Genomic DNA, 17,151 nt, shown 5'->3' with positions numbered 1-17,151 from the left:
CCCAGCTGAACGCTTTTGGGTGAACGGGCGTTTGTGCACGCCATGGCACGGTTTTTCCCACCGGTGGTGGGGTGACAGCCGCTGCAACTTTAGGCACTGTGAGGCTGTCGAACACCGGTCCATGCTGTCGGTTCATGCTGTCGTTGGTTCTGTGTCCGACACCCCCCGCACCAAAGATCAGGCCGCCTGCGGCCGCGAGCCCCGCGATGAATGCCAAGACCACGTTATTCGCTTTCCTGCTGACCACGCCGCTGGCATTGCTCGCGCAGTCCTCCGATAGCGTCGACAAGAAGACCACCCAGGTCGAATTGCCGCAGCACGAGAAGCCGAACCTGATCAAGTCGATGGAACCGTCGCCGCTGCCGCGCGCGCCGACCGCCGACCAGACCACGGCTGCCAAGCTGGTGTACGGGCTGCTCTCCGACAGCCGCTACGCCTATCGCCCGGTGGCGCTCGACGACACGCTGTCGGCCGACATCTACAAGCGCTACCTGGAGTCGCTCGACGGCGGCAAGCAGTTCCTGACCGCGCAGGACGTCGCCAAGTTCGACGCCTACAAGCTCAAGTTCGACGATGCCATCAAGAGTGGCGACCTCGATCCGGCCTACGCGATCTTCGCCACCTACAAGCAGCGCGTGGACCAGCGCGTGACCTTCGCGCGCAACCTGCTCAAGCAGGACATCTTCGATTTCACCGGCAGCGATCGCTACGAGTACGACCGCGAAGACGCGCCGTGGGCCACCGATGCCGCCGCACTCGACACGTTGTGGAAGCAGTCGGTGCGCAACGACTGGCTGCGCCTGAAGCTGGCCGGCAAGAAGCCCGACGACATCCGCAAGACGCTCGACAAACGCTACGCCAACATGGGCAAGTCGATCGCCGAGCTGAAGGGCGAGGACGTCTTCCAGACCTTCCTCAACAGCTACGCCAACTCGGTCGATCCGCACACCGATTACTTCACCCCGAAGACCGCCGACAACTTCAACGTGTCGATGTCGCTGTCGCTCGAGGGCATCGGCGCGGTGCTGCAGAAGCAGGACGACGTGGTCGCGATCCGCGAGATCGTGCCCGGCGGCCCGGCCGGCAAGTCCAACAAGCTCAAGCCCGGTGACCGCGTCGTCGGCGTCGGCCAGGGCGACAGCGGCGCGATGGAAGACGTGATCGGCTGGCGCATCGACGATGTCGTCGCCAAGATCCGCGGCGCCAAGGGCACCAAGGTGCGCCTGGACGTGATCCCGGCCGAGGCCACGCTCGACAGCCAGCCGCAGCGCATCGTGCTGGTGCGCGACAAGGTGCGCCTGGAAGACCAGGCCGCCAAGTCCAAGGTCATCACCATTCCGGCAGTCAACGGCGCGCCGCAGCAGCGCATCGGCGTGATCGAGCTGCCCGGCTTCTACCAGGACTTCGAAGGCCGTCGCAAGAACAACGCCGATTACGCCTCGGCCACGCGCGACGTCGCCAAGCTGCTGACCAAGCTGCGCGAGGAGAAGGTCGACGGCGTCGTCCTCGACCTGCGCAACAACGGCGGCGGTTCGCTCAATGAAGCGATCGAACTGACCGGTCTGTTCATCGACCGCGGCCCGGTCGTGCAGGTGCGCGAATCCGGCGGCCGCGTCAGCGTCGAAGGCGACAGTGACAGCGGCATCGCCTGGGAAGGCCCGCTCGCCGTGCTGATCAACCGCGGCTCGGCCTCGGCGTCGGAGATCTTCGCCGGCGCGATCCAGGACTACGGTCGCGGCCTCGTCATCGGCGAAACCAGCTTCGGCAAGGGCACGGTGCAGAACCTCGTCGACCTCGACCGCTGGCCGGCCAACGAGGAAGCACGCTTTGGCCAGGTCAAGCTGACCATCGCCCAGTTCTTCCGCGTCAGCGGCGGTTCGACGCAGAACAAGGGCGTGGTGCCGGACCTGTCGTTCCCGGTCTCGGTCGACGCCAGCGAGTACGGCGAAAGCACCTACGACAACGCGCTGCCGTGGACCCGCATCGCGGCGGTGCCGCACACCGCGTACGGCAACTTCGCGCCGCTCCTGCCCAAGCTGGAGACGCTGCACACCGCCCGCATCGCCAAGGACAAGGAATTCCAGTGGTGGTCGGACGACGTGGCGCAGTTCCGCGAGGAGCGTGCCAAGAAGTGGGTGAGCCTCAACGAGGCAGAGCGCCGCAGCGAGCGTGACCGCGACGACAGCAAGCGCAAGCAGCGCCAGGACGAGCGCAAGGCGCTGGGCCTGGACCTGGATCCGCTGGCCGACGACTACAACGACGACGGCCTGGCCGCCAACGAGCGCGACATCGCCAAGGATGCCGAGCGCGAGAAGCTGGCCGAGAACCGTCCGGACCCGCTGCTGCGCGAATCGGCGGCGATCCTGTCCGACGCAGTGCGCCTGCTCACCAACGACCGCCAACTGTCCGCACAGGTGCTGCCGACGGCGACGACGGCAGGCCACTGGGCGGACTAAGCCCTTGAGCCCTCCCCTTCAAGGGGAGGGTTGGGTGGGGATGGTCGCGGCAGACCCACCCCCACCCCGGCCCTCCCCCTGAAGGGGAGGGAGCACAAGAATCGGATAGCGGGCGCCTGAGGGCGCCCGTTACGCTTTGAGCCATGAACACCGCCCGCCAGCTCCGCGACAAGCTCGACCACGCCCGGCAACTGCTCGACGCCGGCGAACCGACGCTGACCGACCTCGCCACCACGGTCGGCCTGAGCGCCTCGCACCTGCAGCGCCAGTTCGGCGCGCGCTTCGGCCTGAGCCCGGCCGAGTACCTCGCGCAGCGCAAACTCGGCACGCTCAAGGTCGCATTGCGCGAAGGCAACGATGTCAGCGCCGCGCTGTACGACGCCGGCTACGGATCACCCTCGCGCGTGTACGAAGGCGGCGCCGCCAAGCTGGGCATGACCCCGGCGCGCTATCGCGCCGGCGGTGCCGGCGAGCAGATCCGCTGGAGCATCGCGTCGACCGCGCTGGGGCAAGCGCTGGTGGCGACGACCGAACGCGGCGTGTGCATGATCGAGCTCGGCGAGGATGCAGAGGCCCTGGAAGCCAGGCTGCACGAAGAGTTTCCGCAGGCGCAGCTGGAGCGTGTCGATGCCGGCCGCGACGAGTTCCTCGCGCCGCGACTGCATGCGGTCGCCGATGCACTGGCCGGCAAGCAGGCGCAGGTGCCCATCGACCTCATAGGCACCGCGTTCCAGAAGAAGGTATGGGACGCGTTGATGAAGATCCCGCGCGGCGAGACCCGCAGCTACGCCGAGGTCGCAATGTCGATTGGTCAGCCCCGTTCCACGCGCGCTGTCGCCAGCGCCTGCGCCGGCAACCATCTCGCAATCGTCGTGCCGTGCCACCGCGTCATCCGCGGCGATGGATCCCTCGGCGGGTATCGCTGGGGCCTGCCGATGAAGCAGAAGGTGCTGGCGCGCGAGCGCGCCGCGTAGCAGCCCTCACCCCAACCCCTCTCCCGCAAGCGGGCGGGCGAGGGGCTCAAGCATGCCCTCTCCCGCAAGCGGGAGAGGGGCTCAAGCATGCCTTCTCCCGCTTGCGGGAGAAGGTGCCCGAAGGGCGGATGAGGGCAGCTCTTGACCTACTTCCGTCGCCGCACCGGCGCACGCGTCGGCACATGCAAGCCCGCCTTCACCACGTCGAACACCATCCGCGTTTCATAGCGCTTGATGTTGCCTTCGTCCATGAACAACCGGTCCGCCACTTCGCGGCAATGCGCCACGCCGGTGGTCGACAGGATCACCAGATAGTCCCATTCGCCGGCCAGCGTGTAGCACTGCTGCACTTCCGGCGCGGCACGCATGCGCGCATGGAAGGCGGCGTGCAGCTTGGCCGACTCGCGCTCCATCGCCACCAGCACCGTCGCCAGCGTGGTGCCCAGTTGCCGCGGGTCGAGCACCGCGATCTGCCGCAGCAGCCCGCTCTTGCGATAGCGGGTGAGCCGACGCTGCACGGCGCTGGCCGACAGCCCCACCGCCTCGCCGAGGGCGGTCAGCGTCACCGAGGCATCACGCTGCAGCAGCTCCAGCAAGCGATGGTCGAATTCGTCCAACATGTGCGCCTCGCAAAATTTTTGCGTTTCTGCGCACGATATATCAATCGGATGGCGGCCGCTGCCGTTACGATTCCAGCTATCCGAACGTTCCCAGCACCGGTGGTGCGGCGTCCCGGCCGTCGATGACGGCACGCGAGCGCCGCCTGCGCGGTGCCGGTGGCGTCGGGCAGCAGCACGTCAAGCACGCCTCACTCCCCACCCCACGTGGAATCCGCATGAGCACCGCTGCACCCACTGCCGACCGCGCCGCTCCCGGCGGGCTGGCCGTCGCCTTTGCCCTGGCCTCGGTCTACATCCTCTGGGGCTCGACCTACCTCGCGATTCGCTTCGCGCTGGAAAGCTATCCGCCGTTCCTGCTCGGCGCCGGGCGCATGTTCCTGGCCGGCGCGATCATGTTCGCCGTGCTGCGCTGGCGCGGCGTGCCCAAGCCGACCGGCAAGCAGTGGCGCACGCTGTGGGTGCTGTCGATCTGGATGGTGCTGCTGTCCAACGGCCTGGTGAACCTGGCCGAGACCGAAGTCGGCTCCGGCCTCGCAGCCATCGCCGTCGCCTCGATGCCGCTGTTCGCCGGCGTGTTCGCGATGCTGCGCGGTCGCCATCCGTCGAAGATCGAATGGGTCGGCCTGGTCATCGGCTTCCTCGGCGTCCTCTGGCTCAATGCAGGCGGTGAGCTGTCGTCGTCGATGCTCGGCCTGGTGTGCCTGGTGATCGCACCGATCGCCTGGGCCTGGGGCTCGATCTGGAGCCGCGACCAGGACCTGCCGCAACCGTTCATGTCGGCGGCCGGGCAGATGCTCACCGGCAGCGTGTGGATGCTGATCGCCGCCGTGCTGCATGGCGAACGCATGACCACGATGCCGAGCGTCAGCGCGACCATGGCGATGTTCTACCTGGTGGTCGCCGGCTCGATCTTCGGCTTCACCGCCTACATCTGGCTGCTGCACCACGTGCGGCCGGCTTTGGCCACGAGCTACGCCTACGTCAATCCGCCGATCGCGGTGCTGTTCGGCGCGCTGATCGCCGGCGAGCACTTCACCGCGCACGACCTGGGCGCGATGGCGGTGATCCTGGTCGGCGTGGTGATCATCACGCTGGCCAAGGCGCGCGCCGGCAAGCAGGTGCCGGCGCCCGCAACGGCTTCTTCCGGGCCCGCGGCATGAACGACCACGCTTCCGTGCGCGGCGGCCTCTGGGTCGCCGCGGCGTCCTTCGTGCTCTGGGGCCTGATGCCGCTGTACTGGCACCTGCTCAAGATCGTGCCGTCGCTGCAGATCGTCATGCACCGCATCGTCTGGAGCGCGCTGCTGGTGGCGGCGTGGCTGGTCTGGAAGCAGGGCCGCAGCTGGCTGCGCGCGACCCTGGCGCGGCCGCGCGCAGCGTGGATGCTCGCACTCAGCGGCACGCTGATCGCGTTCAACTGGGGCCTGTACGTGTGGGCGGTGAATGCCGGCCACGTCGTCGAGAGCAGCCTGGGCTACTTCATCAATCCGCTGGTGAGCGTGCTGTTCGGCGTGGTGTTCCTGCACGAGCGGCTCAACCGCGTGCAATGGCTGTCGGTGGCGCTGGCGGCCACTGGCGTGGCATGGCTCACGTGGCAGTACGGCCAACCGCCGTGGATCGCGATTGGCCTGGCGCTGTCCTTCGCGCTGTACGGCCTGATCCGCAAGCTGGTGGCCGTCGATTCGGTCAGTGGCCTGGGCGTGGAGAGCATCTACCTGTTCCTGCCCGCGCTGGCGGTGCTGCTGTGGACCGAAACGCACGGCACGGGCCACTTCGCCAGCGGCTGGGGCCTGGGCGTCGATGCGCTGCTGGTGTTCTGCGGCGTGCTGACCGCGCTGCCGCTGATCGGCTTCGCCTACGCCGTGCGACGCGTGCCGCTGTCGGTGGTCGGACTCATGCAGTACATCGCCCCGACCATCCAGTTCCTGCTCGGCGTGCTGGTGTTCGGCGAAGCATTCGACCGCGACCGCGCCACCGGATTCATCTTCATCTGGGTGGCGCTGGCGATATTCGCGATCGACGGGATGTTGCGCGCGCGGCGCGCGACCGTGGCGGCAGCTGCTGCCTGAAGCAACGTCCATGGGTTCCCGCCTTCGCGGGAATGACGGGCAACAAAAGAACAAGGGCGCCGAAGCGCCCCTGTTCTCACCCAGGCAAGCGCAACTTACGCCGCGCGCAATGCCTCGGTCACCGGCAACCGCGCCGCGCGCAGTGCCGGGAACAGGCCACCGACCAGGCCAATGCCGAGCGCCCACTTCAGGCCGTTCCACAGCAGCTCCGGCGAGACCTTGAACTGGAACACCACCTGGCTGAAGTTCTGCCCCAGCGTGCTGACGCTGTAACCGTTGAACACCAGCCACGCCAGCCCGGCACCGATCAGCCCGCCCAGCAGCGCCAGCAGCATCGTCTCCAGCATCACCGCCACCACCACCGGCACGCCGCGGAAACCGATCGCGCGCATCGTCGCGATCTCGCGTGCGCGCCCGGCGACCGCGGCGAACATGGTGTTGAGCGCGCCGAACACCGCACCGATCGCCATGATCGTGCCGATGACCTTGCCGAGGATGTTGATCAGCTTGGTCAGGCCTTCGGACTGCTTGGCGTAGTAATCGTGCGTGGTCTGCACGTCCAGCTTCAGGCGCGGATCGCCGGCGAGGGCGGCCTTGAGGCGGTTGAACCCGTCCTTGCCATCGAGCTTCACCGTCACCGACTGGAACGCCTGGCGCTGGTAGGCCGGTCCGAGCACGTCGACGTCGGCCCACAGCTCGGAGTCGTGCGAGTCGCCCGACGAGAACGCGCCGACCACCGTCCACATCTGGTTGGCGAGCTTGAGCTGCTTGCCCACCTCCAGGCCGACGAACTGCTTCTGCGCGCCGCGCCCGACCACCAGCTCACGCATGCCCGGATTGAACTTGCGGCCTTCGACGATCTTCAGCTTCGGCCGCAGCGTCCACGCCATCGGGCCGACGCCGCGGAACTGCACGTTGGCGTCGGTGCCGTCGGCCTTGCTGACCAGGTTGACCACCTGCGACAGCTCCGGCGAGATCACCGGCTGGCCGTCGGCACCGCGCGCGATGCCGGCCAGCGACGAGATCAGCGGCACCTGGTCGCGGGTGATGACCGAGTTGGTCTCGGCCTGCGAACCGGCGCGCAGGATGATCGCCGAACTGTCGCTGCCGGTCTGGTTGAGCGTGGCCTTGAAGCCTTCGCCCATCGCCAGCATCGCCACCAGCACGCCGACCACGCCGGCGATGCCGACCACGATCACCGACGAGGCACCCCAGCGCTGCGGCAGGCTGGCCAGGCCGATCTTCGCCGCTTCCCACGCCAGACGCCCGGAGCGGGTCAGCAGCAGCCACAGCACGAACAATGCCACCACGACCAGCACCAGGTACCAGGGCAGGAACGCCCAGGCGACCAGTCCGAGGATGAGCAGCAAGGCGATGCCGAGGTTGATCATGAACTTCTTCATCTGGATCTCCTTGGCTCAGCGGCCGGCGAGGGCATCGACGATGTTCAGGCGCATGCCACGCAATGCCGGCAGCAGTCCCACGATCACACCGATGGCCAGCATCAGCGCCAGTCCCACCGCCCAGGTCTGTCCCAGCACCGTCGGCAGCTGGATCATGCCGCCGCTGGCCTTGCTCACGCCCGGCATCAGCAGCGAGGCGATGGCCATGCCGATCACGCCACCCAGCACCACCAGCAGCACCGACTCGGACAGCACCAGCCACAGCACGCTGCGGTTGGAGAAGCCAATCGTCTTGAGAACCGCCAGCTCCGGAATGCGCTCACGCACGGCCTGCGCCATGGTGTTGCCGGTCAGCAGTAGCAGGGTGAAGAACACCGCGCCCATGATGCCGGTGACGATCAGGCCGATGTCGGCGAACTGCTTGGCGAACGCCTGGTTGAAGGCTGCTTCGGTCTGCGCCTTGGTCTCGTGGTCGGAGTTGGCCGAGAGCGAATCGATCGCCTTGGCCACACCGTCGGAACCGGCGCCGTCGGCGACCTTGACGATGTACCAGCCGACGCGACCCTTGACGTAGTCATTGGCCTCGTCGAAGTACTTCCAGTGGAAGAACAGCACGTTCTCCTGGGCCTTCATCTTCTCGTCGTCGATGCGGAAGATGCCATCGAGACGGAACGACCAGTTGTTGCTGCCCTGGGTCGGGAAGATGGTGGCCTGCAGCGGGATGGTGTCGCCGATCTTCCAGCCGTGGCGCTTGGCCAGCGACTCGCCGACGATGGCGCCGGTGCGGTTGCTCTCCCACGCCTTGCGCTGCGCGGCCGGCAGCTTGAACTCCGGGTACAGGTCCAGGTAGCCCGGCCCCACCGAGAAGTTGGCGAAGAAGTTCTTCGGATCCTGGTAGATGCCGCCGAACCAGGCCGCGTACGCGGACTTCTGCACGCCCGGGATCGCCTTGATCTGCGTGTCCAGGCTGTACGGCAACATCTGCGTGATCGACAGGCGTGAAGCCACGACGAGGCGGTTGGCGCCGGTGACGCTGCCGCCGGAGTTGAATGCCACGCGCACCGAGTCGAGCATCCCGAACAGCAGGAATGCGGTCACCACCGACAACAACGTCAAGAACGTGCGGGTCTTGCTGCGGAACAGCGCGGCCCAGATCAGGTGCAGGTATTTCATGATGCCTCCCGAACTTGGGTGTCAGTGCTCCACTGCCAGCTCACGCTCGACCAGGGTGCCCTTGTCGAGATGGATCGTGCGCTGGGCGTGATCGGCGGCCTTGGGATCGTGCGTGACCATGATGATGGTCTTGCCGTGGTCGCGATTGAGCGACTGCAGCAGTGCCAGGATCTCTTCGGCGGACTGGCGATCGAGGTCGCCGGTGGGTTCGTCGCAGATCAGCAGGGTCGGGTCGGACACGATCGCGCGGGCGATCGCGACGCGCTGCTGCTGGCCGCCGGACAGTTCGTTCGGGCGGTGCTTGCCGCGCTCGGCCAGGCCGACCAGCTGCAGGGCGATCTCGGCGTTGCGCTTGCGCTGCGCCGACGACAGCTTGGTCAGCAGCAGCGGCAGCTCGACGTTCTTCTGCGCATTGAGCGTCGGCATCAGGTTGTAGAACTGGAACACGAAGCCGACATTGTGGCTGCGCCACTGCGACAGCTGGCCGGCACCGAGCGTGTCGATGCGCTGGCCGTCGACCTGGATTTCGCCGCCGGTGGGCGAATCGAGGCCGCCGATGAGGTTGAGCAGGGTGGTCTTGCCCGAGCCCGACGGTCCCATCAGCGCGACGAAGTCACCCTTGGGGATGTCCAGGTCGATGCTGTGCAGCACCTCCACCTTTTCCGGACCGCGTTGATAGGTCTTCCTGAGATTGCGGATCGAAACCAGCGTAGACATTGCGACGTCCTCAAAACGGTAGAAGGAGGAACTGCGTTGATGCTGAGTTGGGGTGCGTGCTTATTCGCTTGCCGAATCGCTCTCGGATTCGCTGCCGGCGACGGCGACCTTGACCTTGTCGCCATCGGCGAGACCGGCGGGAGGGTCGAGCACGACCGTCTCACCGCCTGAGAGCCCTTGGGTGACTTCGCGGTCGTCGCCGAGGCTGCGGCCGACAGTCACCTCATGCTGCTGCACCTTCTCGTCGACGACGACGAAAGTCAGCTGCTTGCCGTCGCGGGTGGTGATCGCCGCAGCGGGCACCAGCACGCCCGGCTTCTGCTTCGGCGCTTCCGGCTTGGCTGCTTCCAGGAAGCTCACGCGCACGCCCATGTCCGGGACGATGCGCGGGTCCTTGGTCTTCAGCGCAACGCGCACCTTGACGGTGGCCTTGCCGCGGTCGGCGGCGGGGATGATCGCGATCACCTCGGCCGGGATCTTCCAGTCCTGATAGGCATTGAGCGTCGCCTCGACCGGCATCTTCGGCTGCACGCGGCCGATGAAGGCTTCGCCGACCTCGACCTCGATCTCCAGCGAATCCATGTCGACGATGGTGCCGATGCCGGTGCGGGTGAAACCGCCGGTTGCCAGCGGCGAAACGATCTCGCCCGGTTGCGCGGCCTTGGCCGTGACCACGCCGGCGAACGGCGCGCGCACGATGGTGTTGTCCACGCCCAGGTCGGCGATGTGCAGGCGGTCGCCGGCGACCTTGGCGTTGCGTTCGGCGGTGGTCAGCTCGGCGCGCAGCGAATCGCGCGCGGCGATGGCCTCGTCGTACTGCGCCTTCGACACCAGCTGCTGGTTGACCAGCGTCGACAGGCGACGGGCGTTGGCGTCGGCCTCGGCCACGCGTGCGCGCACGCTCTCGACCTGGCTGCGCGAAGCGCCGACCTGGGCGTTGGCAAGCGTGCGTTCGGCATCGGCGTCGATCGGATCGAGCGTGGCCATGACCTGGCCTTCCTCGACCTTCTGGCCTTCCTCGATCATCACCTCGCGCACCTTGCCGGTGATCTTCGCCGACACCGTCGCCATGCGGCGGGCGACGACATAACCGGTGGCATCGAGCACGGAGGCACTGCCGCCGTTGCCGATGGCCGTGGCGGTGGCGGTCTTCACTTCGACGCCGTGTTCGCGGCCCAGCACGGCCCACGCCGCAAGTGCCAATACGAGTACTACCGCAGCGACAGCGAGCGCGATCCACAAGCCGCGGCGAGAAGCCGGCGGTGGTGGCGCGCTACGGTCTATGCGCAATTCCTTGAGCAGGTCGGACGAGGCAGTCATATGCACACCAGACGCAAGACGGCGCCTAGTGTGCCGTCAGACGCCCGATTGCGCCAACCCGTTATCGCTACCACGCCCGTAGCCCGGGTAAGCGCAGCGCACCCGGGGAGAGCCTCGATCAAGTCGAGGACAGCTTCCTGAGCAGCCCATACGCCCCGCGCAGCCCTTGCGCTTCACCACCGGCCGGACGGCCCGGACGGTCGCTGTCGTTCCAGCTGTAAACGTCCAGGTGCGCCCACTTCTGCGCGGCCGGGACGAAGCGCTCCAGGTAGATCGCGGCAGTGATGCTGCCCGCCATCTTCGACGGGCCACCGTTGGCGATGTCGGCCACGGTGCTGGTCAGGTAGCGCAGATACGGCCGCCACAGCGGCATGCGCCACAGCGGATCGCGCTGCTCGATGCCGGACTCCAGCCACAGGCGCGCGACGTCCTCGTCGTTGCAGTAGAGCGCCGGCAGGTCCGGACCCAACGCGATGCGCGCCGCGCCGGTGAGCGTGGCGAAGTCGAGCAGCAGCGCCGGCTTCATCTCGCCGGCATAGGTGAGGGCATCGCACAGGATCACGCGGCCCTCGGCATCGGTGTTGTCGATTTCCACCGACATGCCCTGGCGCGTGGCGAGCACTTCGCCCGGGCGGAACGCATTGGGGCCGACCGCGTTCTCGACCGCCGGCACCAGCAGGGTCATGCGCAGCGGCAGCTTGCGCGTCATCACCAGCTCGGCCAGCGCGATGGCATGGGCGGCGCCGCCCATGTCCTTCTTCATGTTGCGCATGCCGTCGGCCGGCTTGAGGTCGAGGCCGCCGGTGTCGAAGCACACGCCCTTGCCGACGATGGCCACGTGCGGGTGGCTTTCATCACCCCAGCGCAGCGAGATCAGCCGCGGCGCACGGTGGCTGGCGCGGCCGACCGCATGGATCGCCGGGAAATTGCGCGTGAGCAGATCCTCGCCGCTGATGACTTCGATCTGCGCGCCGAAGCGCTCGGCCAGTTCGCAGGCGACCTGCTCGAGCTGGTCCGGGCCCATGTCCTCGGTCGGCGTGTTGACCAGGTCGCGCACGCGGATGCAGGCGGCGAGCTGGGCGAAGGCTTCGTCGTCGCCGCCGGTCTGCAACTGCGCCGGCTGCCGCAGCGGCTGCTTGTAGCGGTTGAAGCGGTAGCTGCCCAGGCCCCAGCCCAGGTGCAGGGCCGAGCGCGCCTCGGCCGCCAGGTCGGTCGCCAGCGACCAGGCGCGCAGCGGCAGCGCGTAGGGGGCGTGGCCGTACGAGTAGGGATCGAGCAGGTCGGCAACACCTATGACCGCGGCGGCGATGCCACCGTCGGCGGCGGGCAGGGTGATCGCGGTCCATGGCGACCCGTCGAACGCCTGCGCATCGAGCCAGGCCAGCACCGAAGCCTCCTGCGTCGCGCGCCACTGGCCGATCGTGTCGCGGCTGACCACGTGCAGCGGCAGGCTGTCGATGCTCGCGTCGGCGAAACCGTGCGGGATGCTCATGCGGTGAGGAGTTCCGGTTGTTGTGCCAGGTCCAGCCAGTCGGCCAGTGCGGCGAGTGTGGTGAATTCGAGGTCGGGGCGGAGGTCGGCGTGCGGCCAGCGTGCGCCTTCGCGATTGATCCAGCAGCTGCGCAGGCCGGCGCGATGGGCGCCGACGACGTCCATCTCGATGTCGTCGCCAACGTGCAGCACCTCACTTGGTGCCAGCGCGAGCTGGCGGCACGCGGCGTGGAAGATGCTCGCCGCCGGCTTGGGCGTGCCGTGTTCGCGCGCGCCGAGCTGGAACACGAAGTGCGCCGAGACGCCGACGCGTGCGAGGTCGGCATTGCCGTTGCTGATCGCCGCCAGCGGCACGCGCGCGGCCAGGCGTTCGAGCGCGGCCAGCGAGTCGGGATAGAACTCCACGCGGTTGCGCTCGGCGTAGAAGGTTTCGAACGCGGCGTCGGCGTGGAGCGGATCGTCGCCGCTGAGTTCCATCGCCCGCACCAGGCTCAGCTTGCGCAGTTGGCTGAAGTCGTGGGCGAGGTCTGGTCGCTCGATGAAAACGCGCTCGCGCAGTTCGCGCATGGCGGCGATCGGGAAACGCTGCGCGGTGCCGGGGCAGTGTTGCAGCAGCCACTCATGCAGCACCTGCTCGACCCGCGCCCCGATCGGCGCGAACGGCCACAGGGTGTCATCGAGGTCGAGGGTGATGGCGCGGACGGGGAAATGCATGGCGATATTTTAGCCTGTTATCTCACCGTCATCCCGGCGAAAGCCGGGATCCATCTGCTTTCGCGCCCAGACCGGCAGAAGGCAAGGTCAAAATGGGTCCCGGCTTTCGCCGGGACGACGGTGACCGGTCACTCCAGCAGCCGCGCCCAGCCTCCCAGCCCTTCGATCCGGTCCAGCACCAGCTTCACGCATACCAGCAGCGGCACCGCCAGCAGCAGGCCGACGATGCCCCACAGCCAGCCGAACACCATCAGCGCCAGGATCAGCACCAGCGGCGACAGCCGCATGCGCCGGCCGAGGATGATCGGGGTGACGAGTTGCCCTTCGATGGTGTGCAGCACCAGGTAGATGCCCGCCGGCAACAGCGACGGCAGCAGCTTGTCGAACGCTACGAAGCCCATCAGCAGCATGATCACGATGCCGATCAGCGGGCCCACGTACGGCGCGAAGTTGAGGATCGCCGCCATCGTGCCCCACAGCAGCGCCTCCTGCAGCGGCACGCCGAGCCAGTACAGCGCGCCGGCCAGGGCCAGGCCCACGGCGATGTTGATCAGGGTGATGGTGAGCACGTAGCGCGAGATCGCGCGCTCGATCGAATGCAGGATGTCGACCGTGAGCTTCTTCTGCTGGCGCGTGGGCAGCAGCGCGATCGCGTTGCGCTGCAGGCTGTCGCCGTAGACCATGAAGAAGAACGTCAGCAGCACCACCGCCAGCACCGACGCCACGCGTCGCGGTGTCGCGGTCAGCGCCTTGTAGGGTTCGTTGAGTTCGGTGCGGATCACCTGCACCGGCTTGCCGGTGCTTTCGCCGCCGGCGGCGCGGGCGATGTTCTGCGCGGCCTTGTTGGCGTCGAGCATCGGCTTGGTCAGGTCGCGCAGCTTGGGCGCGATCGACTTCATTTCGCGCGGCACCTGCCGTACCCATTCGCCGGCCGGTTCGATCAGCTGGTTGCCGAGCGCGCCGGCCGCCGCCAGGCCACCGACCAGCACCAGCACTGCGCCGAGGAAGCGCGGGATGAAGAGCTTCTGCAGTGTGCGGATGATCGGGTTGCCGACCAGCGCGAAGAACATCGCCAGCAGCACCGGCAGGATCAGCTCCTGCGCCGCCCACAGTGTGTAGCCGATCGCGAGCGTGGCCAGCACCATCGCGGCACTGGACGAGCGCGGTCTCTGCTGCGCCGGGCTCGGCGCAACCTCGCCGTCGTCGGACAGTACCGGCTCGGCAGGAATCTCGGGTGCTGGGATGCTCAAGGTTCGACCGGATCGACGACGGCGACGCGTGCAGCTTGCACAGTTGCCTCGGCGCGCGCCAGCGTCGCGGCGTCCTCGTCTTCGGTGGTCAGCGTTGCAGTGGCCGGGCCGGATGTGCCCGCTACGGCTTCGGCGCTGGCTGCCGCCTGCTCGGCGCCCTCGGCCGCCACCTGGGCACTGCCGCCGGCGAACAGGCCCGACACCATCGTGATCAACTGCATCAACCCGCCGCCCTTGGCGACGGTCCGCAGCGGTTCGGCGCGGCCGACGACAAATCCGGCGACGAGTCCGGCGATGACGATCCGCCCAGGCGTCCACGCCTCGCGCCAGGTATCGCGCAGCCCGCCCAGTTGCGCGGCGACGCGACGCTCGCTCGCCTCGAGCACGTCCTCGGCCTGGTCGACCTTCTGGATCAGCTGTTCAAAGCGCATGGCGATCCTGTGGACGGTGGTCAGTCATGGCGGCGCGACATCGATGCCTTGCCGGTCTTTCTTCGGCTCGCCCGACGGCGTCTGCGCGTGACGCTTGTGGACCTCGCGCGCCGACTCGCTGGAGCCCGGGCTGGGCATGAGGTCGGACAGCTCGCCGATTCCCAGTCGCGCCAGTTGCCGGCGCGTGGCCTGCAGCCGCGTGTGGTCGAAGTAATGCATCGCGCGCCAGCAGGCATAGCCGGTCACGGCGAGGCTGAGCAGTGCGGCGATGAGCATTGCCAACAACCACGACAAGCCCAGCGCGGTGAGGAAGGCGATCAGGCTGCCCATCAGGAACAACCACGCCGAGGCACCGAACACGATCGCCATGCCGGTGAAGGCCAGGGCGCGACCGAGTGCGCTGCGCGCCAGCGACAGATCGGCCGCGACGAGGCTGCGCAGCGCCTTGGCCGATTCGCCCGCGGCGCCAAGGCTGGCGCGCGCGGATGCGCCCAGCCCGCCCAGCACCTCGCCCAGGTCCGGCGGCCCACCCGGTATTTCGACCCGAGGTCCGTCAGGCTCGCGCTCGTCCCCGGCTTGGCTCACGACGTGTGCTTACTTGTCGCCGCTGCGGGCGAGCTTGGCGATGATCCAGCCGGCGGCGAATGCCACGCCGAAGGACGCCAGCGGACGCTCGCGGATCAGTTCGGCGGCGCTGTCGATCAGGTCGCGTCCCTTGTCCATCAATGCATCCACCTGCTCGCGGGCGACGCCACCGGCCTGTTCGGCCGCAGCGATTCCCGACAGGGCGGAGTCAGCCAGGTCGGCTTTCACGTTGGCCTTGCCGACACGCAGTTCATCGCCGGCCGCAGTCGCCGCGCCGCGCAATGCTTCGCCAGCATCGCTGGCTGCCTGCTTCAGATGGCCGCCGGCTTCGCCGAGGTGTGCCTTCATGCCATCGCTGGGTGTGGAATTCATCAGGTGCTCCTCCGTAAGGGTGCAGGTCGGTCCTGCCCAACATGACCTCGGATCAGGGTGACCCAACGTCACTGCATCGGCAAGTTGCCCTGCCGGCCGCCGCCGCGTACGACGCGCAGGATCAACTGTGCAGGAGCCTGCGTGAAGCTGGCGCGGAAACCTGAAAGATCTTCGAACGAACCGGACGTAGCGGCGGTGATGATGTCGTCCTTCTGCAGGCCGTTCTGCGCGGCGCGGCTGCCGCGCGCGACCGATTCGACCAGCACGCCCGAATAACCCGACTGGCGCAGGCGTTCGGGCAATTCGGCGAACACTGCGCCAGCGAGGCGCGGATCGATCTCCGCACCCTGCGACGACTTGGGTTGTTCGCGCAGCGAAGTGTTCAGCTGGATCACCTTGCCGTCACGACGCACGTCGAGCGCAACGCGGCTGCCGACGGCCTGCAGGCCTTCGAAGTTGCGCAGCGCGTCGGGGTCGTCGATGCGCTCGCCGTTGGCGGCGACGATCACGTCGCCCGGCTTGACGCCAGCCGCGGCCGCGCCGCCACCGGCGTAGACCTGCGTCACCAGCGCGCCACGCGCTTCGTCCAGGCCCAGGCCTTGTGCGAGTCGCGCATCGACGGTTTGGGACTCCAATCCCAGCGTGCCGCGGATGACCACGCCGTTGTTGGCGATCAGCTGGCCCATGATGTTCCGCGCCAGGCTGGTGGGGATGGCGAAGCCCAGGCCGATGTTGCCGGCCATCGAACCGCGCGGGTTGAAGCTGGCGGTGTTGATGCCGACCAGTTCGCCGTTGAGGTTGACCAGCGCGCCGCCGGAGTTGCCGGGATTGATCGACGCATCGGTCTGGATGAAGTTCTGGAAGCCCAGGCCGCGCAGGCCGGTGCGGCCGACCGCGGAGACGATGCCGGACGTCACCGTCTGGCCGATGCCGAACGGGTTGCCGACCGCGACCACGAAGTCGCCCACGCGCAGCGCATCGGAGTTGGCCAGCGGCAGCGCCACCAGGTTGGGCGCGTTGATGCGCATCAGCGCCACGTCCGTGTCGGGATCCGATCCCAGGAACTCGGCCTTGAGCGTGCGGCCGTCGGCGAGCGTCACCGAGACCTCGTCGGCGCCTTCGATCACATGGTGGTTGGTCAGCACGTAGCCGCGCTGGGCGTCGACGATCACGCCCGAGCCAAGCGACTCGTTGATCCGTTCCTGGGTCAGCTCCGGGAACATGCGCCGGAACATCGGGTCGCCGCCGAACGGGCTGACCTTGACCCGCTGCTTGGTGTGGACGCTGACCACGGCCGGGGTGACCTTGGCCAGCATCGGCGCCAGCGACGGCAGCGGCTGGCCGCTGACCACCGCGGGCAGCGCGGCAACGGCCGGCACCGCCGTGGCGGCGGCGGGCGCGGCCTGGGCCGGGGTTTCCAGGCCGTCGCGGATAGCAGTAGCGGCGAAACCACCGAAGGCGGCGGCCAGGGACAGGGTAAGCAGGGTCGGCAGAGGGCGCATGGGCGTCGTTCTGGCTGGAGGGGAGGGGGCGTCGGCCGCAATGCGGCTGAATGGCGCCAGTGTCTGGCAAGACCA

The 17,151-nt window shown here is 67.9% G+C and carries 15 protein-coding genes and 1 pseudogene; 4 read left to right on the top strand and 12 right to left on the bottom strand.

The features are described from left to right. Positions 1–206: 206 nt before the first annotated feature. Positions 207–2,456, top strand: coding sequence for a carboxy terminal-processing peptidase (locus ACFOPO_RS08865; protein WP_386702830.1), 2,250 nt, complete (start codon positions 207–209; stop codon positions 2,454–2,456). Positions 2,457–2,599: 143 nt separating this feature from the next. Next, on the top strand, positions 2,600–3,430 hold the full coding sequence (locus ACFOPO_RS08860; protein ID WP_386702828.1) for a methylated-DNA--[protein]-cysteine S-methyltransferase: 831 nt from the start codon (positions 2,600–2,602) through the stop codon (positions 3,428–3,430). 146 nt (positions 3,431–3,576) lie between these two features. Here the strand turns inward: ACFOPO_RS08860 and ACFOPO_RS08855 are convergent, their stop codons facing one another. Then, positions 3,577–4,050: an Lrp/AsnC family transcriptional regulator gene (locus ACFOPO_RS08855; protein WP_386702827.1), complete on the bottom strand. Its 474-nt coding sequence runs from the start codon at positions 4,048–4,050 to the stop codon at positions 3,577–3,579. 215 nt (positions 4,051–4,265) lie between these two features. On the opposite strand from ACFOPO_RS08855, the gene yedA reads away from it, so the two are divergent. Further along, positions 4,266–5,210, top strand: a complete 945-nt coding sequence (yedA, locus tag ACFOPO_RS08850; RefSeq protein ID WP_386702826.1) for a drug/metabolite exporter YedA — start codon at positions 4,266–4,268, stop codon at positions 5,208–5,210. Next, a complete protein-coding gene (gene rarD, locus ACFOPO_RS08845; RefSeq protein ID WP_386702825.1) occupies positions 5,207–6,118 on the top strand; it encodes an EamA family transporter RarD in 912 nt (303 codons plus the stop codon). Before yedA ends, rarD begins: the two co-directional genes overlap by 4 nt. Before the next feature lie 95 nt (positions 6,119–6,213). On the opposite strand, the gene ACFOPO_RS08840 is transcribed toward rarD, so the two are convergent. From ACFOPO_RS08840 to ACFOPO_RS08790, 11 genes and pseudogenes are all read right to left on the bottom strand, one after another. Continuing rightward, on the bottom strand, positions 6,214–7,521 hold the full coding sequence (locus tag ACFOPO_RS08840; protein WP_386702824.1) for an ABC transporter permease: 1,308 nt from the start codon (positions 7,519–7,521) through the stop codon (positions 6,214–6,216). Positions 7,522–7,536: 15 nt separating this feature from the next. Then, positions 7,537–8,694, bottom strand: a complete 1,158-nt coding sequence (locus ACFOPO_RS08835; protein WP_386702823.1) for an ABC transporter permease — start codon at positions 8,692–8,694, stop codon at positions 7,537–7,539. Between the two features lie 21 nt (positions 8,695–8,715). Beyond that, positions 8,716–9,411 (bottom strand): ABC transporter ATP-binding protein, encoded by a 696-nt coding sequence (locus tag ACFOPO_RS08830; protein ID WP_386702822.1) that lies wholly within the window; start codon positions 9,409–9,411, stop codon positions 8,716–8,718. A gap of 60 nt (positions 9,412–9,471) precedes the next feature. Beyond that, entirely contained in the window at positions 9,472–10,731 is a 1,260-nt protein-coding gene (locus tag ACFOPO_RS08825) for an efflux RND transporter periplasmic adaptor subunit (protein ID WP_386702821.1), read from the bottom strand. A 118-nt stretch (positions 10,732–10,849) separates the two neighbouring features. Beyond that, positions 10,850–12,223, bottom strand: a complete 1,374-nt coding sequence (locus tag ACFOPO_RS08820; RefSeq protein ID WP_386702820.1) for a leucyl aminopeptidase family protein — start codon at positions 12,221–12,223, stop codon at positions 10,850–10,852. Then, positions 12,220–12,936 (bottom strand): HAD-IA family hydrolase, encoded by a 717-nt coding sequence (locus tag ACFOPO_RS08815; RefSeq protein WP_386702819.1) that lies wholly within the window; start codon positions 12,934–12,936, stop codon positions 12,220–12,222. Before ACFOPO_RS08815 ends, ACFOPO_RS08820 begins: the two co-directional genes overlap by 4 nt. A gap of 128 nt (positions 12,937–13,064) precedes the next feature. Next, the gene (locus ACFOPO_RS08810) at positions 13,065–14,081 is read right to left on the bottom strand and encodes an AI-2E family transporter (RefSeq protein ID WP_386703286.1); all 1,017 of its coding nucleotides are present in this window, start codon (positions 14,079–14,081) and stop codon (positions 13,065–13,067) included. Between the two features lie 101 nt (positions 14,082–14,182). Continuing rightward, complete coding sequence (locus tag ACFOPO_RS08805; protein WP_386702818.1) at positions 14,183–14,617, bottom strand: hypothetical protein; 435 nt, start codon at positions 14,615–14,617, stop codon at positions 14,183–14,185. Positions 14,618–14,773: 156 nt separating this feature from the next. Then, positions 14,774–15,202: pseudogene (locus ACFOPO_RS08800) on the bottom strand (phage holin family protein); the annotation flags it as partial. A 9-nt stretch (positions 15,203–15,211) separates the two neighbouring features. Continuing rightward, the gene (locus ACFOPO_RS08795; RefSeq protein ID WP_386702817.1) at positions 15,212–15,574 is read right to left on the bottom strand and encodes a hypothetical protein; all 363 of its coding nucleotides are present in this window, start codon (positions 15,572–15,574) and stop codon (positions 15,212–15,214) included. 68 nt (positions 15,575–15,642) lie between these two features. Beyond that, positions 15,643–17,076: a trypsin-like peptidase domain-containing protein gene (locus ACFOPO_RS08790; RefSeq protein ID WP_386702816.1), complete on the bottom strand. Its 1,434-nt coding sequence runs from the start codon at positions 17,074–17,076 to the stop codon at positions 15,643–15,645. Between the last annotated feature and the right edge of the window lie 75 nt (positions 17,077–17,151).

This window comes from Lysobacter sp. GCM10012299, assembly GCF_042649405.1.
Classification (GTDB): Bacteria; Pseudomonadota; Gammaproteobacteria; order Xanthomonadales; family Xanthomonadaceae; genus Lysobacter_J.
The sequence above is the reverse complement of the archived record's forward strand: the minus strand, read 5'-3'. Positions and strand labels throughout refer to the sequence as shown.

Bases quoted from the DNA above. Each gene is read 5' to 3' on its own strand.
- ACFOPO_RS08865 (WP_386702830.1), top strand. From the start codon at position 207: ATGAATGCCAAGACCACGTTATTCGCTTTCCTGCTGACCACGCCGCTG.
- ACFOPO_RS08860 (WP_386702828.1), top strand. From the start codon at position 2,600: ATGAACACCGCCCGCCAGCTCCGCGACAAGCTCGACCACGCCCGGCAA.
- ACFOPO_RS08855 (WP_386702827.1), bottom strand. From the start codon at position 4,050: ATGTTGGACGAATTCGACCATCGCTTGCTGGAGCTGCTGCAGCGTGAT.
- yedA (WP_386702826.1), top strand. From the start codon at position 4,266: ATGAGCACCGCTGCACCCACTGCCGACCGCGCCGCTCCCGGCGGGCTG.
- rarD (WP_386702825.1), top strand. From the start codon at position 5,207: ATGAACGACCACGCTTCCGTGCGCGGCGGCCTCTGGGTCGCCGCGGCG.
- ACFOPO_RS08840 (WP_386702824.1), bottom strand. From the start codon at position 7,521: ATGAAGAAGTTCATGATCAACCTCGGCATCGCCTTGCTGCTCATCCTC.
- ACFOPO_RS08835 (WP_386702823.1), bottom strand. From the start codon at position 8,694: ATGAAATACCTGCACCTGATCTGGGCCGCGCTGTTCCGCAGCAAGACC.
- ACFOPO_RS08830 (WP_386702822.1), bottom strand. From the start codon at position 9,411: ATGTCTACGCTGGTTTCGATCCGCAATCTCAGGAAGACCTATCAACGC.
- ACFOPO_RS08825 (WP_386702821.1), bottom strand. From the start codon at position 10,731: ATGACTGCCTCGTCCGACCTGCTCAAGGAATTGCGCATAGACCGTAGC.
- ACFOPO_RS08820 (WP_386702820.1), bottom strand. From the start codon at position 12,223: ATGAGCATCCCGCACGGTTTCGCCGACGCGAGCATCGACAGCCTGCCG.
- ACFOPO_RS08815 (WP_386702819.1), bottom strand. From the start codon at position 12,936: ATGCATTTCCCCGTCCGCGCCATCACCCTCGACCTCGATGACACCCTG.
- ACFOPO_RS08810 (WP_386703286.1), bottom strand. From the start codon at position 14,081: ATGGTGCTGGCCACGCTCGCGATCGGCTACACACTGTGGGCGGCGCAG.
- ACFOPO_RS08805 (WP_386702818.1), bottom strand. From the start codon at position 14,617: ATGCGCTTTGAACAGCTGATCCAGAAGGTCGACCAGGCCGAGGACGTG.
- ACFOPO_RS08795 (WP_386702817.1), bottom strand. From the start codon at position 15,574: ATGAATTCCACACCCAGCGATGGCATGAAGGCACACCTCGGCGAAGCC.
- ACFOPO_RS08790 (WP_386702816.1), bottom strand. From the start codon at position 17,076: ATGCGCCCTCTGCCGACCCTGCTTACCCTGTCCCTGGCCGCCGCCTTC.